General features: G+C 59.2%; 16 protein-coding genes. 8 read left to right on the top strand and 8 right to left on the bottom strand.

Going from position 1 to position 16,035, the window contains the following annotated elements:
• Positions 1 to 71 precede the first annotated feature (71 nt).
• A complete protein-coding gene (locus AFK24_RS23380) occupies positions 72 to 1,184 on the bottom strand; it encodes an enoyl-CoA hydratase/isomerase family protein (RefSeq protein ID WP_065835480.1) in 1,113 nt (370 codons plus the stop codon).
• A 186-nt stretch (positions 1,185 to 1,370) separates the two neighbouring features.
• On the opposite strand from AFK24_RS23380, the gene ung reads away from it, so the two are divergent.
• The gene (gene ung / locus AFK24_RS23375) at positions 1,371 to 2,063 is read left to right on the top strand and encodes a uracil-DNA glycosylase (protein WP_065835479.1); all 693 of its coding nucleotides are present in this window, start codon (positions 1,371 to 1,373) and stop codon (positions 2,061 to 2,063) included.
• A 105-nt stretch (positions 2,064 to 2,168) separates the two neighbouring features.
• Here the strand turns inward: ung and AFK24_RS23370 are convergent, their stop codons facing one another.
• The 4 genes from AFK24_RS23370 to AFK24_RS23355 form a co-directional block, all read right to left on the bottom strand.
• Entirely contained in the window at positions 2,169 to 3,203 is a 1,035-nt protein-coding gene (locus tag AFK24_RS23370; RefSeq protein ID WP_065835478.1) for an AbrB family transcriptional regulator, read from the bottom strand.
• On the bottom strand, positions 3,196 to 4,710 hold the full coding sequence (locus tag AFK24_RS23365) for a tripartite tricarboxylate transporter permease (RefSeq protein ID WP_065835477.1): 1,515 nt from the start codon (positions 4,708 to 4,710) through the stop codon (positions 3,196 to 3,198). The genes AFK24_RS23370 and AFK24_RS23365 overlap by 8 nt, the downstream gene beginning before the upstream one ends.
• Positions 4,711 to 4,713: 3 nt before the next feature.
• Complete coding sequence (locus tag AFK24_RS23360) at positions 4,714 to 5,172, bottom strand: tripartite tricarboxylate transporter TctB family protein (RefSeq protein WP_065835476.1); 459 nt, start codon at positions 5,170 to 5,172, stop codon at positions 4,714 to 4,716.
• Positions 5,173 to 5,233: 61 nt separating this feature from the next.
• A complete protein-coding gene (locus AFK24_RS23355) occupies positions 5,234 to 6,220 on the bottom strand; it encodes a Bug family tripartite tricarboxylate transporter substrate binding protein (protein WP_170826384.1) in 987 nt (328 codons plus the stop codon).
• Positions 6,221 to 6,693: 473 nt separating this feature from the next.
• Here AFK24_RS23355 and AFK24_RS23350 point away from each other — a divergent pair, with 473 nt between their 5' ends.
• Both AFK24_RS23350 and AFK24_RS23345 read left to right on the top strand, forming a co-directional pair.
• Complete coding sequence (locus AFK24_RS23350) at positions 6,694 to 7,371, top strand: response regulator (protein WP_065835474.1); 678 nt, start codon at positions 6,694 to 6,696, stop codon at positions 7,369 to 7,371.
• Entirely contained in the window at positions 7,358 to 8,746 is a 1,389-nt protein-coding gene (locus AFK24_RS23345) for a sensor histidine kinase (RefSeq protein ID WP_065835473.1), read from the top strand. Before AFK24_RS23350 ends, AFK24_RS23345 begins: the two co-directional genes overlap by 14 nt.
• Before the next feature lie 160 nt (positions 8,747 to 8,906).
• Here AFK24_RS23345 and AFK24_RS23340 read toward each other — a convergent pair whose 3' ends face one another.
• Positions 8,907 to 9,728, bottom strand: a complete 822-nt coding sequence (locus AFK24_RS23340; RefSeq protein WP_065835472.1) for an HDOD domain-containing protein — start codon at positions 9,726 to 9,728, stop codon at positions 8,907 to 8,909.
• 103 nt (positions 9,729 to 9,831) lie between these two features.
• On the bottom strand, positions 9,832 to 10,773 hold the full coding sequence (locus AFK24_RS23335; protein WP_065835471.1) for a YgfZ/GcvT domain-containing protein: 942 nt from the start codon (positions 10,771 to 10,773) through the stop codon (positions 9,832 to 9,834).
• 143 nt (positions 10,774 to 10,916) lie between these two features.
• Here AFK24_RS23335 and AFK24_RS23330 point away from each other — a divergent pair, with 143 nt between their 5' ends.
• Together AFK24_RS23330 and AFK24_RS23325 are read left to right on the top strand one after the other, a co-directional pair.
• Positions 10,917 to 11,171, top strand: a complete 255-nt coding sequence (locus tag AFK24_RS23330; RefSeq protein WP_065835518.1) for a succinate dehydrogenase assembly factor 2 — start codon at positions 10,917 to 10,919, stop codon at positions 11,169 to 11,171.
• Positions 11,155 to 11,622 carry a protein YgfX gene (locus tag AFK24_RS23325; protein WP_065835470.1) on the top strand — a complete coding sequence of 156 codons (468 nt, stop codon included), beginning with the start codon at positions 11,155 to 11,157 and terminating at the stop codon, positions 11,620 to 11,622. The genes AFK24_RS23330 and AFK24_RS23325 overlap by 17 nt, the downstream gene beginning before the upstream one ends.
• On the opposite strand, the gene nadB is transcribed toward AFK24_RS23325, so the two are convergent.
• Complete coding sequence (nadB, locus tag AFK24_RS23320; protein ID WP_065835469.1) at positions 11,591 to 13,207, bottom strand: L-aspartate oxidase; 1,617 nt, start codon at positions 13,205 to 13,207, stop codon at positions 11,591 to 11,593. The genes AFK24_RS23325 and nadB overlap by 32 nt on opposite strands.
• 499 nt (positions 13,208 to 13,706) lie before the next feature.
• Here nadB and rpoE point away from each other — a divergent pair, with 499 nt between their 5' ends.
• From rpoE to AFK24_RS23305, 3 genes are read left to right on the top strand one after another with little or no spacing between them, the layout of a single operon-like run.
• Complete coding sequence (rpoE, locus tag AFK24_RS23315; RefSeq protein ID WP_020288878.1) at positions 13,707 to 14,288, top strand: RNA polymerase sigma factor RpoE; 582 nt, start codon at positions 13,707 to 13,709, stop codon at positions 14,286 to 14,288.
• Between the two features lie 31 nt (positions 14,289 to 14,319).
• Positions 14,320 to 14,913, top strand: coding sequence for a sigma-E factor negative regulatory protein (locus AFK24_RS23310; protein ID WP_065835468.1), 594 nt, complete (start codon positions 14,320 to 14,322; stop codon positions 14,911 to 14,913).
• Positions 14,914 to 14,921: 8 nt separating this feature from the next.
• The gene (locus AFK24_RS23305) at positions 14,922 to 15,884 is read left to right on the top strand and encodes a MucB/RseB C-terminal domain-containing protein (RefSeq protein ID WP_065835467.1); all 963 of its coding nucleotides are present in this window, start codon (positions 14,922 to 14,924) and stop codon (positions 15,882 to 15,884) included.
• Positions 15,885 to 16,035 lie beyond the last annotated feature (151 nt).

Below are 16,035 nucleotides of genomic sequence, written 5' to 3'. Positions count from 1 at the left end.
CTTTGGGGTAAGGAGTTCGCTCAATCAAGAGGCAGCCATCAGATTTACCGTCCAAAAGCATTGTCTTTTGCTCAATACCCCGACAAATCCGCCAACGGATGTCGACCTTCCCAGGCCTTGGCGAAGTGTGCGTCGATCACTGCCTGTGGAACGTTGGCCACGTCCTGCCAGTGCCAATGGGGTTTGTTGTCCTTGTCGATCAGTCGCGCGCGGACGCCTTCGCTGAACTCGGGATGGCGGCAGCAGTTAAGGCTCATGGTGTATTCCATCTGGAATACTTCGGCCAACGACATGTGTCGGGCGCGCTGGATTTGTTCCCAGATCAGGTGCGCGGTCAGCGGGCAGCCTTCGGTCAGGGTCTTGGCGGCGCGGGCCAGCAGGGCGTCGTCTTTGTGTTGCAGGTGGCTGATGGCACTCCATGCGCAGGGCAGGTTGCCGACATCGAGCAATTCATCGATCTGCTTGCGACGCGGCAGCCACTGCGCGGCCGGCAGCTGGCCGATGGCTTCCTGTTGCAGCGCCTTGAGCAGGCTGTTGAGCTGGATCGAGGTCTGTTCTTGCCAGTTGAGCTGCTGCAGGCCGTCGATCAACTCGTCCTGCTGTTCATCGAGCAGGAAGCGGTCGGCGAGGTCCAGGTCCAGCGCGTCGTGCCCGTTGATGTGCGAGCCGGTCAGGCCCAGAAACAGACCGAGCTTGCCCGGCAGGCGCGAAAGGAACCAGCTGGCGCCCACGTCCGGGTACAGGCCGATGCTGATTTCCGGCATCGCCAGGCGACTGCTCGGCGTGACGATACGAATGCTGGCCCCTTGCAGCAGGCCCATGCCGCCGCCAAGCACGTAGCCGTGGCCCCAACAGATCAGCGGTTTTGGATAGGTGTGCAGGCTGTAGTCGAGGCGGTATTCAGCGGAAAAGAAATGCGCCGCCAATGGCGGCACTTCGCCGGGATGCGCTCGGCAGGTTTCCACCAGGGTACGTACATCTCCGCCTGCACAGAACGCTTTGCGCCCGTTGCCGCGCAGCAATATGCAGACGATGCTGTCATCGCTGGCCCAGGTGTTCAGCTTGTCTTGCAGCGCGAGAATCATCGGCAGCGACAGGGCATTCAATGACTTCTCCGCGTCCAGCGTGGCCACGCCGATTCGGGCGCCGTCCTGAGCGGGGAGTTCTTCAAAGAGCAGATTCATCGTGACCTCTCGGGGGCAATACATTTATCCAACAGGGTTTTGATTGCCTCATGTCGGGTTAAGTTGCGATCAAGTGTAGGAAACGGCAGAGCGGGGCGCGCGGTATTTGACATTGGCGGCCAGCTTTCATAGGGTCTGCTCCCGGTTTCAGCACCGCCCGCGCGCATTGTTTTGCAAGGTATGACCATGACATCCGACGACCGCATCAAACTCGAACCCAGCTGGAAACACGCGTTGCGTGACGAGTTCGAAAAACCTTACATGAACCAGCTGCGTGAGTTTCTGCGCCAGGAGCATGCCGCCGGCAAAGAAATCTACCCGCCGGGGCCGCTGATCTTCAACGCGCTGAACTCCACGCCGCTGGATCAGGTCAAGGTGGTCATCCTCGGCCAGGACCCTTATCACGGCCCTGGCCAGGCTCACGGTTTGTGTTTCTCGGTGCAACCCGGCGTGCCCGCGCCGCCGTCGCTGGTCAACATCTATAAAGAGCTCAAACGCGACCTGAATATCGACATTCCCGCCCATGGCCATTTGCAGTCCTGGGCCGATCAGGGTGTGTTGATGCTCAACACCACCTTGACCGTCGAGCGCGCCAATGCTGCTTCCCATGCAGGCAAGGGCTGGCAGCATTTCACCGACAAGGTGATCGAAACGGTGAGCGCCCATCAGCCGCATCTGGTGTTCATGCTGTGGGGCGCTCATGCGCAGAGCAAACAGAAGCTGGTCGATGCCACCAAGCATCTGGTGCTGACCTCAGTGCATCCTTCGCCGTTGTCTGCTTACAAGGGCTTTCTGGGCTGCGGGCATTTCAGCCGGGCCAATAAGTACCTGGAGCAGAACGGGATGGCGCCGATTGAGTGGCGGTTGCCTGCGGTTTGAGTGTAGGAGCAAGCTTGCTTACGAAAGCGGTAGTTCAGTCAACGAAGATGTTGGACGTTCTGGCATCTTCGCGAGCAAGCTCGCTCCCACGGGGCTTGGTGTTATTCAGGATTGCCCCCGCCGATCCCAGTAGCGAAACACCGGCTCCGCCAGAAACAACACAAACAACAACCGCATCACCTGCATTGCCGTCACCAGCGGCACAGACAATTGCAACACTTCGGCGGTGAGGCTCATTTCGGCGATGCCGCCGGGCATCATGCCCAGGGTCAGTGAGCGCAGATCCAGATGGGTGGCGGCGCTCAGCCCCAAAGCGGCGAGGGCGGCGATGAGCATGGTCAGAGCGGTGCCGAGCAGCGTCTTGCCGATAAATGAAGGTGCGCGGCGGAAAAATTCACGATTGAAATGACAGCCCAAACCGCTGCCGATCAGCCATTGACCAACCTGGCTGCCGCCGTCAGGCAAACCGATGTGTAGATCCCAGACAATGCTGACCGTCGCGCTCACCAACAAGGGGCCGAACAGCCATGGATTGGGTTGCTTCAGACGTTGCCAAAGCCAGGCCACAGCCGCGCCCAGGGGAAACAAAACGGCAAGCCACCACCAGTCAACGGAACCCGCATGGAAGGCCGGCGTGCCGTCGCCCAACAAGTATTTGAAGATGGCCGGAACGCAGAGCACCACCGCCAGTACGCGCAGGCTTTGCCCGGCGGCGACGCTACTGAGAATGGCGCCGTTACGCGCCCCGAGGTTGACCATTTCGCCGGAGCCGCCGGGCATGCTGGAGAAGAACGCAGTAGCACGATCTTCCCCGCTGCGCCGCATCAACCAGACCCCGACAACGCTGGAAACACTGGTGACCAGTGCGCCGAAAAAGATCAGGCCGAAATGCGCCATGACCTGGGCAATCACTACCGGAGTGAAGTGCAGGCCAATGCCGATGCCGACCACCCATTGACCGCATTTGCGGCCGCCGGGGATTTCTGCCAGTTGCCATGGAGTCAGGCAACGCACCAGGATGATCGCCAGTAACGAGCCGACCATCCAAGGCAAAGGCCAGCCGACCTGGCTGGCGAGGTAACCGCCAAGCAGACCGACCAGCGGGGTTGCCCACCAGGTTTTGAAGGGTCGATCAGACACTGGTCGCTGCACTGCGCAGCAATGCACGTTTGCGCCAGATGCGGATCAGTGGGAACACCAGCATCAGGATGGTCAGTACCCAGACGCCGATGGTGATCGGGCTGGACCAGAGAATCTCCATCGCACCATTGGAAATCGACAGTGCGCGACGCAGGTTCTGTTCCATCAAGCCGCCGAGGATGAAGCCCAGCAGGATTGGCGACAATGGGAAGTCCAGCTTGCGCAGGATGTAACCGAAGATGCCGATGCCGACCATCAGGAACAGGTCGAAGGTCGTGGCATGCACCGCGTAGACGCCGATCCCGGTGATGATCGCGATAACCGGCACCAGCGCCCAATTTGGCACATTGAGGATGCGGGTGAAGATGCGGATCATCGGGATGTTGAGGATCACCAGCATGACGTTGGCGACAAACAACGAGGCGATCAGACCCCAGACGAGGTCCGGTTGCTGCTGGAACAGCATCGGGCCAGGGGTGATGTTATAGAGCGACAAGGCACCGATCATTACCGCAGTTGTGCCCGACCCGGGAACTCCCAGCGTCAACATTGGCACCAGCGCGCCGCAGGCCGCGCCGCCAATGGCCGTTTCCGGTGCTGCCAGACCACGCATGTCGCCCTGACCAAACTTGCCGGTTTTGCCCGCGATGCTTTTTTCTGTCATGTACGCGACAGCGCTTGCCAGCGTCGCACCGGCACCGGGCAGCACTCCCATGATAAAACCCAATACGCCGCAGCGCAGGTTCACCACGAATACCGAACTGGCTTCCTTGAAGTTGAACATCATGCGGCCGGTGGCTTTCACCGCTTCCTGGCCGCGATGGGTTTTTTCCAGCAGCAACAGAATCTCGCTGATGGAGAACAGGCCCAGCACCAGCACGACGAACTGGATGCCGTCGGTCAGGTGAATGTTGTCGCCGGTGAAGCGATACACGCCGCTGTTGGCGTCGATGCCGACTGCCGACAGGAACAGGCCCATCAATGCGGCAATAAAGGTTTTCAGCGGCCGATCACCCGCCATGCCGCCCAGGCAAACTATGGCGAACACCATCAGCACGAAATATTCCGCCGGGCCAAAAGCAATCGCCCATTTCGCCAGCAGCGGGGCGAACAGCACCATGCCGCACGTCGCAATCAGTGCACCGATGAACGAACTCCATGCCGACAACGATAGCGCCACGCCAGCCAGGCCCTGGCGAGCCATCGGGTAGCCGTCGAGGGTGGTCATGACCGTGGACGCTTCGCCCGGAATGTTCAGCAGGATCGAACTGATCCGGCCGCCATACTCACAGCCCAGGTAAACCGCCGCCAACAGGATCAATGCCGACTCCGGAGGCAGGCCCAGTGCGAAGGCAATCGGGATCAGCAGCGCAACGCCGTTGATCGGTCCCAGCCCCGGCAGCAGGCCGACGACGGTGCCGATCAAGGTGCCGCACAGCGCGGTAATCAGGTTGTAAGGCGTCAGCGCAACGCCGAAGCCCTGGCCGAGATAGCTGAAAGTATCCATTGATCAGTTCTCCAGAACGTCAAGCAAGCCCAGGGGCAACGGAACGTCCATGGCTTTATCGAATAGAAGGTAAAGGCCGATGCTCATCAAGATCACCACAATCACGCTTGGCACCCAGCGCCCGCCATACAGGCGCGCCATGGGAATACCGATCAGGATGCTGCTGAGAATGAAGCCCAGCGGTTCGAACAGACCGGCGAAAATCAGCAGCAGGAACACGCAGGCGGTGATCTTGATGATGGTTTCGCGGTCCAGCTTCGGGTCTTCTTCGGTGTGCACGATGGGCGTCGGGCGAAACAGCATGTACACCAGCGCCAGCCCCATCAGGCCAAGTATCAGCAGGGGAAACGCCCGAGGGCCGACCGGCTCGTAGGAAAACGGCGCTTGATAGGGCCAGGCCATCAACGCCAGGCCGGCGCAGACCAGCAGCAGAAACGCGGCAAAAATTCGTTGGATCAACATGGTGCAAGCTCCTGGGTTGCGCCACCTCGCTGGCAGGCGCAACCACTAGTCAGTCAGGCGATCACTGAATCAGGCCGAATTCCTTGGCCAGGGTCTTGTAGTCGGCGACTTGCTTTTTCACGTAGGTGTCCAGTTCCTGGCCGGTCATGGCAAACGGAAACAGTTCACGCTGGTCGCGCAGCTTGGCGAAGTCTTCCGAGGCCAGCAGCTTGTCGAAAGCGTCTTTCCACCAGTTGTATTCGGCGTCGGTCACTTTTGGCCCGAGGTAGAAACCACGCACCACCGGCCAGACGATGTCGTAGCCTTGCTCTTTGGCGGTCGGAATGTTTTTCATTTCCGGCTCGTCCAGACGCTTGTCGGCGAACACCGCCAGCAGGCGCATGTCGCCGCTGAGGATGTGCGGCATGGAGTCGGAAATGTCGGTGCTGCCCACCTGGATGTGGCCGCCGAGCAGAGCGGTGGCGATTTCACCGCCGCCTTCGAGGGCGACATAACGCAGGTCGCGCGGGTTGATCCCGGCGGCCTTGGCGATCAGTGCGGTCTGCATCCAGTCCTGGCTGCCGACGGTGCCGCCCGAGCCGATCACGACTTTGCTCGGGTCAGCCTTGAGGGCCTTGACCAGATCGTCGAGGTTTTTGTACGGCGAATCGGCTTTCACTGCGATGGCGCCATAGCTGGTACCCACCGCCGCAAGCCAGCGCACGGCGTTTTCATCGAAGCGACCGAATTTACCCTGGGCCAGGTTCAGCAGCGAGCCGCTGGACCACGCCACCAGCGTGCCGGCATCGGCAGGGCGCTGAGCGACCACCGCGTTGTAGGCCACTGCGCCAACGCCGCCGGGCATGTAGGTCACACGCATCGGTTTGGTAAGAATTTTCTCGTTGATCAGCGCGCTCTGCACCAGTTTGCACGTCAGGTCGAAACCACCGCCCGGCGAGGCGGGCGCGATACATTCAGGGCGCTTGGGTTCATCGGCGAACAGCTGAGTGGCGAGCATCATGCAACCCGCGGCTACAGCGAAACGACGCAAAGACAAATTCATGGTCAGTCTCCAGAAGAGTTGTTGTTTTTGGATGTTGCTCTTTAGATGTTGAAGCAGCGACGCAGCGCAGCAACCGACGGTTCAGGCGAAACGCTTCATCGGTGGCGATCGGACGAATTCGCAGTCGGGCGCGCGGACGTGGAAAACCCACGCTGCAAGCTAACGCCGGCAAGTGTCGAGGAGGAACGAGAAGAGGGGGGTGAATTCGGAACAGCTGACAACCCAGGCTTGGTCATGGGTTTGCTCATGGATAACTCCGTTTTTCATTTTTTGTTTTTATTGTGAAAACGCATCGTGGCGCTTTTCTTTCGGTCCCGACTTGCGGGCCTTTTCGCGATGCTAAACAGCGAAGCTTTCACAAACCTTTCAGCTACCTTTCAAGTGCCAACTAAAATGAGTTCGCAGGCGTTTCGTGCTTCACAGGCAGCGGCGCGCCTGTAAACTCCGCGCTCTTAATGTCACGCAATCAGGAGAAGTCGATGCGTGTTCTGCTCGTCGAAGATCATCCGCAACTGGCTGAAAGTGTGGCGCAGGCGCTCAAAAGCGCTGGTTTGACCGTGGATGTCCTGCACGACGGTGTGGCCGCCGATCTGGCCTTGAGCAGCGAGGAATATGCCGTTGCCATCCTTGATGTCGGCTTGCCGCGACTCAATGGTTTTGAAGTGCTGGCGCGTCTGCGCGGGCGGGGTAAAAACCTGCCGGTGTTGATGTTGACCGCACGCAGCGATGTGAAGGATCGCGTCCATGGCCTCAATCTGGGCGCCGATGACTATCTGGCCAAGCCGTTTGAGCTCTCGGAGCTGGAAGCTCGGGTCAAGGCGCTGCTGCGCCGCAGTGTATTGGGCGGCGAGCGCCAGCAACGTTGCGGCGCACTGGTCTACGATCTCGATACCCGACGCTTCACCCTTGGCGAAGAACTGCTGACCCTGACGTCCAGAGAGCAAGCGGTGCTGGAAGCGCTGATTGCGCGGCCCGGTCGAGTGATGAGCAAAGAGCAGCTGGCTTCCCAGGTGTTCGGCCTGGATGAAGAAGCCAGCGCTGACGCCATCGAAATCTACGTGCACCGCTTGCGCAAGAAGCTCGACGGCCATCCGGTGGGCATCGTGACCTTCCGCGGCCTGGGTTATCTGCTGGAAAGTCGCGATGAGCCGGCATAACAGTCTTCGCTGGCGTTTATTGTGGAATCTCGGGCTGCTGTTGACGGTGTTGATGCTGGCCAGCGGCCTGAGCGCTTACTGGAACGGCCGCGAAGCCGCTGACACCGCTTACGACCGGACGCTGCTGGCATCAGCACGAACCATCGCCGCCGGGGTTTCCCAGCGCGACGGCACGCTGAGCGCCGATGTGCCCTATATCGCCCTGGACACTTTCGCTTACGACAGCGTCGGGCGCATTTATTACCAGGTCAACGACATCAATAAACAGTTGATCTCCGGCTATGAAAATCTGCCGCCGCCACCGCCTGGCACCTTGCGCACCGATGACTACCCGGCGCTGGCCAGTTTTTATAGCGCCCGCTATCAAGGTCAGGATGTAAGGGTGGTCAGCCTGCTCAAGCCGGTCAGCGAGCCGAACATGAACGGCATGGCGGAGATCCGTGTCGCGGAAACCGAGGAAGCGCGGGTCAGAATGGCGCGTGGTCTCATGGCCGATACCTTGTTGCGCCTGGGGATGCTTGGCGCGGGTGCATTGTTGCTGGTCTGGTTCACTGTCAGTGCGGCGTTGCGCCCGCTGGAGCGGTTGCGCACCGAGGTTGAAGAGCGTCAGCCCGACGACCTGCGGTCATTGCCTCTGGTCGAAGTCCAGCACGAGCTGCGCCCGCTGGTCAGCGCCCTCAACCACTTCACCGAGCGTCTGCGACAGCAGTTCGAGCGTCAGGCGCAGTTCATAGCCGACGCCGCTCACGAACTACGCACACCGCTGGCCGCGCTCAAGGCTCGGGTCGAGTTGGGTCTGCGCTCGCAAGAGCCCGCCGATTGGCGCACGACCCTCGAAAGCGCGGCGCAAGGCACGGATCGACTGACCCATCTGGCCAACCAATTGCTGTCTCTGGCACGCATTGAAAACGGCGCCCGAGCCATTGCCGAAGGTGGTGCGCAGCTATTGGATCTGAGCCAGCTGGCCCGCGAACTCGGCATGGCCATGGCGCCGCTGGCACACGCGCATGGTGTCGCTTTGGCGCTGGAAGCTGATGATCCGGTCTGGCTGCGGGGCGAGCCGACCCTGCTCAACGAGTTGCTGAGCAACCTCATCGACAATGCCTTGGCGCATACGCCGTCGGGTGGCAATGTGATTCTGCGGGTCAGCGCTCCGGGCATTCTTGAGGTTGAAGATGACGGCCCCGGCATACCTGAAACCGAGCGCGACCGGGTTTTCGAACGCTTTTATCGCAGTCGGCAACAGGGCAGTGGGTCAGGGTTGGGTTTGGCCATCGTCGGCGAGATTTGCCGGGCGCATTTGGCGCAGATCAGTTTGCATGACGGCGCCGAGCAGGGTTTGAAAGTGCGGGTCAGCTTTGTAGCGGCCCAATAAAACCGGCCTTAAACACCGACCCCGTTGGAGCGAGGCTTGCCCGCGAATCAGGCGCCTCGGTGAGCCTGATTTACCGCGTTATCGTTCTTCGCGGGCAAGCCTCGCTCAACAGATCGCGTTTCAATCAGAAGGTATGTGTTGTTTGACGAGAGGGTGCAGCTCAATAAAGCATGAGTTTGGCTTCGTCCATTTCTGCGCCCAGGTGACCGCCGCTCAAGTCCAGGCCCAGTTGGTGGAACGCCGGCAGGCTGCTCAACTCTATCTGGCTGTACGGATGTGCCGTGTCTTGATGCAGATGCACCGTCGCGACCTGCACCAGATCAATGTAATCAGCGCGATGCGACACTCGGGAGAAATCCTGAAATTTGGCCGGCACCGACGCCAGCGGCTCGGGGAAATCCCATGAGCGCAGGAGGCGTTCGCCAATCACCGGATGAATCTGCTCGATCACATGATTGAGGCTGACCTCGTCGGACAGCAGTTCGTTGTGGTCTTCGGCATAGGTCAGGATCGGCAGCACGCCGATCAAATGTATCAGCCCGGCCAGCGTCGCCTGATCAGGTCTGAGGTGGGCGCGTCGACTGCTCAGCGTGTAGCTGATTCCCGCGACTTGCAGACTTTGCTGCCAGATTTCACGCATTTTGCGTTCCACCACTGACGACTTGGCGTGGAACATTTGCTCGACCACCAGACCGATGGCCAGGTTGCAGCTGTAAATCACGCCCAGCCGAGTGATGGCGGTGTTGACGTCACTGACTTCAAAGTTGGGGCGCAGCAAGGGGCTGTTGACCACCTTGATCAGTCGCGCGGATAGCGCCGTATCGCTGCCGATGACTTTGCTCAGGGCAGCAATGCTTATCTCTGTGTCCTCAGCGGCGAGACGAATTTTCAGTGCTACTTCCGGCAGGGTAGGCAGAAACAAGGCATCTCTATCGATGGCCTTGATCAGGTTCCTCTGCACTTCGTCAGCCATTTCACTCATGTTGCATCTCGTTGGCGAAGGGAAGTCTGGGGCCTCCAGACCCGGAAGGGCGGAGGCGAGGCAGATAAGCAGACATTGACCGAACCCAGGCGTTCGTTTGGTATCAGCGCTGGGTTTCGAGTTTGCTGTCGAGGGTATAAGGCAGTTCGGCCAGTTGCAGCGTCGGGCCTTCAACCGATCCCAGATGGATATCGCCACTTTCAGCCGCATCGGCCTGCAAAACAGCCAGTAATTCGACGCCTTCCTGCGTCCGGGCAGCGAGCACGACGTTACCCACGGCGCTGGCATGAACCGGAGAAAACAGCGCGGCGCCTGGCTCTGGAACGCTCTGTTCCGCGAGTGTCAGCCGGTACAGGCGGCGCTTTAGCTTGCCCAGGTATTGCATGCGCGCAACGATTTCCTGGCCGGTGTAGCAGCCCTTTTTAAAGCTCACACCGCCGACCGCTTGCAGGTTCAACATTTGCGGAATGAACTCCTCCCGTGTGGTCCCTACCACTTGTCCGATACCTGCACGAATCTGCCCCAACAACCAATCGTTGAGCGTGCCTTCGGGCAATTGTGCTGCCAGACGCGAACGGATATCAGCGGCTTGCTCGGCGCGAACCCAGAGTTCGGCCCTGGCCGGGGAGACGCGGATGGCGATCAAGTCGTTGTCGCGCACTACTGAGTCGGTGTCCTGCGGCAAATCCAGGCCAAGACTGACCAGCGCGCCGTCGCCGTCCTGAAGGCCGAAGCGCAGCCAGGAAGCGCTCTCGTCGCTCAGTTTTGACTTGGAGAACACCGCGTATTTCTTGAGGTCGGCCAGCTGCGGCTCGATCAGCTCGCTGGCCATCGCCAGCAGGCAACCGTCACCTTCAAGCAGGATGCGGAAGCTCGACTGCATGCGGCCTTTTTGCGTGCAGCGCGCGCCCAGGGTCGCTTTTGCGTCGCTCAGGTAGTCGAGGTTGCAGGTCAGTTGTCCTTGCAGGAATTTGCTGGCGTCCACGCCGCGTACGGCAAGGACCCCTTCGTGGGAAAGCGGGCAGAAGAAAGCTGAATCGGACATGGGTCTTCGCGGGCCTGAAAAGTCTGGGGCACATGATAGTGCCCAGTGTTCATTATGTGTACATGAAAACTACTGCGACCATTGTGCGGTTCGCGCAGCTGGCCTGCGGTTGTATACTCGCCGCCTATTTTGAGGAGCGCTCCATGGTCGAAGACGTCGAACTCAACCGCCTTTATTGGCACAGCCGCCGCGGCATGCTTGAACTGGATGTGCTGCTGGTACCGTTTGTCCGGGAAGTCTATCCAACGCTTAATGATGTGGACCGCGACCTGTATCGCCGCCTGCTGACGTGTGAGGACCAGGATATGTTCGGCTGGTTCATGCAGCGCGCGGAGTCGGAAGATGCCGAGTTGCAGCGCATGGTTCGCATGATTCTGGATCGTGTCCAGCCTGCATGATCGTTTCGAATGCCGTTGGCAGCCGTCCCGGTGGCTGCTTGCGGCGTATCTGAGTGCCCAGTTGCTGGCATTGATTGCGCTTTATTTACTGGATGTCCCGACGTGGGCTTTGCTCGGCGGTGTCTTGCTGTGCGTCGCCCACGCCTGCTGGATCATCCCGCGTCGGATCTCGCTCGGCAATCCTTCAGCATTTACCGCGCTGCGGCGTAACGCAGAGGGCTGGCAGCTTTGGAATCGCCGCGATGGCTGGCAGGCTGTGCAACTGCGTCGTGACAGCATGGCGCTGCCGCTGCTCGTGGTGCTGCGCTTTCGGTTGGCAGGCAAGGGCGGCTCAGCTTCGCGATGGGTGCGCGGGTTGTGCATTCCCCGCGATGCAATGGCGCCGGATGAGCACCGGCGCCTGCGGGTGCGCTTGAAGTTCAGCCGACGTAGGTGGGCGGCACCAGAATAGTGTCCAGCGCCTCGGGCAGCATATCCGGGTAATCCAGGGTGTAATGCAGGCCACGGCTTTCCTTGCGTGCCATGGCTGAATTGATCATCAACTCGGCCACCTGCGCCAGATTGCGCAACTCGATCAGATCGCGGCTGACCTTGTAGTTGCTATAGAACTCGTCGATTTCATCCAGCAGCATGCGCACCCGATGGTGGGCGCGTTGCAGGCGCTTGTTGGTGCGCACGATCCCCACGTAGTCCCACATGAAGCGCCGCAGTTCATCCCAGTTGTGAGCGATGATTACGTCTTCATCCGAGTCGGTCACCTGGCTGGCGTCCCAGCTAGGCAGGCTTTGGGGGGGCGAGCTTTCGGGCAATTGCTGCAGAATATCGGCGGCTGCGGAGCGGGCATAGACAAAGCATTCCAGCAACGAATTGCTGGCCATGCGGTTTGCGCCATGCAGGCCGGTGAAGCTGGTTTCGCCGATGGCGTACAAACCCGGCACATCGGTGCGCCCATGCTCGTCGACCATTACGCCGCCGCAGGTGTAATGCGCAGCCGGAACCACGGGGATTGGCTGGCGAGTGATGTCGATGGAAAATTCCAGGCAGCGGTCGTAAACCGTCGGAAAGTGGCTCTTGATGAAGTCGGCCGGTTTGTGACTGATATCCAGATAGACGCAATCGATGCCCAGGCGCTTCATTTCATGGTCGATAGCCCGGGCCACGATGTCGCGCGGCGCCAGTTCGGCGCGAGGATCGAAGCGCTGCATGAAGCGTTCGCCATTGGGCAGCTTGAGGAAGGCACCTTCGCCGCGCAGCGCCTCGGTCACCAGAAAGCTCTTGGCCAGAGGATGGTAGAGGCACGTTGGATGGAACTGGTTGAACTCCAGATTTGCTACCCGACAACCCGAGCGCCAGGCCATGGCGATGCCGTCGCCACAGGCGCCGTCGGGGTTGCTGGTGTACAGATAGACCTTGGCGGCGCCACCTGTCGCCAGGATTGTGAAGCGCGCGCCATAGGTGTCGACTTCGCCGCTGCTGCGGTTGAGGACGTAGGCGCCCAGGCAGCGTTTACCGTCCAGGCCCAGGCGTCGTTCGGTGATCAGATCGACCGCGACACGTTGCTCCAGCAGCTCGATGTTCGGCCGCTCCTTCGCCCTGGCCAGCAATGTCTTGAATATCGCGGCGCCGGTCGCATCCGCCGCGTGGATGATGCGTCGATGGCTGTGACCGCCTTCGCGGGTCAGGTGAAATTCAAACCCGCCGTCTTCCGTGCTGGTCTGGTCGTCACGAGTGAACGGCACGCCTTGATCGATCAGCCATTGAATCGATTCACGACTATGCTCAACGGTGAATCGCACGGCGTCTTCATTGCATAAGCCGCCGCCCGCATCGAGGGTGTCTTCGACGTGGGATTGCACGGTATCGGTGTCGTCCAGCACGGCCGCAACGCCGCCCTGAGCCCAGAATGTGGAGCCATTGGCCAGCTCACCTTTGCTCAAAACCGCAACGCTCAGATGAGCGGGCAATGTCAGCGCAAGGCTCAAGCCTGCCGCGCCGCTGCCGATCACCAGTACATCGTGTTGGAAATGTTGGCTCATGTCTGAATTCCGCATCAAGCGGCCACTAGTATAAGTATGGGTGGATCGGCACAATGGCCGCACTTTTATGGCATTGTGAAACCACAGCGGCTTGGGATTGTGCGCCAGTCCAAAGCGTCGTGCATACCCATTTCCTGTTGGTTGTGACGCAGAGTAATACGGCGTCAGTTAGTTTTTCCTACAGGGAAGGTAAAGTGGGTCTTACACCTGATTGTTAAATCTGGGAACTTTTTGATATGGCCCAGGCTCAATAGCAGGTTGCCTTTAAAAGGACAGCGTCGGCTTAATGCAGGGCTATTTACAGCCGTTGCCAGCGATTTCGACGACAAGATTATTCGCGCAGCCGACCTAGTTCGAGCTGCGTTTTTCGTGCAGGCCTATGAGTGTCCGCCGGAAACTTGCTTGGAGGGGGAGAACTTTTGCGAGAAGCCCGAGTCTATGTATGCAAGCCGAAACAATGGCCGCTGCAATGCTCCTTTAAGCTCAATGAGGAGTGTTCATGCTAACCCAGGAAGAGGATCAGCAGCTGGTCGAGCGCGTACAACGCGGCGATAAGCGAGCTTTTGATCTGTTGGTGCTGAAATATCAGCACAAGATTCTCGGGTTGATCGTGCGGTTTGTGCACGACACCCATGAAGCCCAGGACGTTGCGCAAGAAGCCTTTATCAAGGCTTACCGCGCGCTTGGAAACTTTCGCGGAGACAGCGCCTTTTACACATGGCTGTACCGCATCGCCATTAACACGGCGAAAAACTATTTGGTGTCCAGAGGTCGGAGGCCGCCAGATAGCGATGTAAGGTCTGAAGATGCGGAGTTCTACGATGGCGATCATGGCCTCAAGGACATCGAGTCCCCAGAGCGAGCATTGCTGCGGGATGAAATCGAAGGAACTGTCCATCGAACCATCCAGCTGCTGCCAGAAGATTTGCGTACAGCTCTAACTTTACGTGAATTCGATGGTCTGAGTTATGAGGACATTGCCAGCGTCATGCAATGTCCGGTGGGTACCGTGCGATCTCGGATTTTCCGCGCTCGGGAAGCCATCGATAAAGCCCTGCAGCCGTTGTTGCAGGAATCCTGAGACAGCGGCGATAGCCAAGAGAGGAACCGCCATGAGTCGTGAAGCCCTGCAGGAATCGCTGTCCGCGGTGATGGATAACGAAGCGGACGAATTGGAATTACGTCGGGTATTAAATGCCATTGACGATGCGGACACACGTGCCACATGGTCTCGTTATCAGATTGCCCGTGCAGCCATGCATAAAGAGCTGTTGATCCCTCATCTGGATATTACGGCTGCTGTATCCGCCGCAATCGCCGATGAAGTCAGCCCGCTCAAGGCCGGTCGTGGTCCTTGGCGTAGCCTGGGTCGTCTGGCAGTCGCTGCCTCCGTCACCGTTGCGGTATTGGCTGGCGTTCGCTTGTACAACCAGGACGAGATCGCCGGTGCTCAACTTGCACAGCAGACTCAACAGCCTGCAGCCCTGTCTGCCCCGCAAGTGAAGGGTCCGGCAGTTCTGGCTGGCTACACGGAAAGCTCTGAGCAGGCACCTGGCCCGATGGCTAACGGTGTATTGCAGAACCAGGCTGGCTGGCATGATCAGCGTTTGCCGGGTTACCTGCGTCAACATGCTCAGCAAGCTGCGTTGAAGGGGACTGAAAGCGCTCTGCCTTACGCTCGCGCCGCCAGCCTGGAAAACCGTTAAGGAGGATCATGCGCGCCGTCCCTCTACTGCCGTTGCTGTTAGGTGGGTGGCTTGTCCTCCCCGCTCATGCCGATGATGCGCAAGATATGCTCAAGCGTCTTGCGCAGGCACAGCAACAACAAAGCTTTCAAGGTACTTTCGTTTACGAGCGCAATGGTAGTTTTTCTACCCATCGGATCTGGCACCGCGTCGTCGGTGGCAAGGTCAGGGAGCATCTGCTTCAGCTGGATGGCTCCGCGCAGGAAGTGTTGCGCGTCGATGGTTTGACCCAATGCGTCAGCGGTACCCTTGAAGCGGGCGTTAGCAATCTGCCTGATTCCCCGGCAAGAACATTTGATCTAAAGAAGCTTTCGGCGTTGTACGACATGAAAACTGTCGGCAAGTCGAGAGTGGCTGGCCGTCCGGCGACAATTATTGCGATGACGCCCAAGGATCAGCATCGATTCGGCATCGAATTGCATCTGGATAACGAGACCGGATTGCCACTCAAATCGCTGCTGTTAAGCGAAAAGGGGCAGTTGCTGGAGCGTTTCCAGTTTACCGAACTTGATACGGCAGATATTCCGAACGATCAGGTCTTGCAGCCAAGCGCAGATTGCAAGCCAGTCGAGTTGACCAAGGCCAAGCCTGAAGTGCCCGGCAAACCTGGGCCGTGGCGTTCCGAATGGACTCCGCCCGGCTTCGAGCTGACCAGCAATACATCCCGTATCGACCCGGCGTCAAAAGTACTGGTGTCCAGCCTTATGTATGACGACGGTCTTTCGCGGTTCTCGGTGTTCATCGAGCCGGTGAGTGCCGCGACAGTAACCGATATCCGCACGCAGCTCGGTCCTACCGTAGCGGTATCGCGACGCCTGACGACGCCCAAGGGTGATGCCATGGTGACGGTTGTCGGCGAAATACCGATTGGTACTGCCGAGCGTATTGCGCTTTCCATGCGCAGCGCCGACGTCCCACCGAGCAAAAAGTAGTCTGCGTGACGATGATCCGGGCCCAAGATGTAAAAGCTTTCATCTTGGGCCCGATACGCCGTATAGACTGGCTTTTCGGGGCCTTTGAGTCACTCGCTGAAATGTTTGGTGAGGTATGCAAGTTGCAAAAAATCTCGTTTTTTTCTATAGG

Source organism: Pseudomonas syringae (genome assembly GCF_001698815.1).
GTDB lineage: Bacteria > Pseudomonadota > Gammaproteobacteria > Pseudomonadales > Pseudomonadaceae > Aquipseudomonas > Aquipseudomonas syringae_A.
This window is presented reverse-complemented; position numbering and strand designations above follow the sequence as displayed.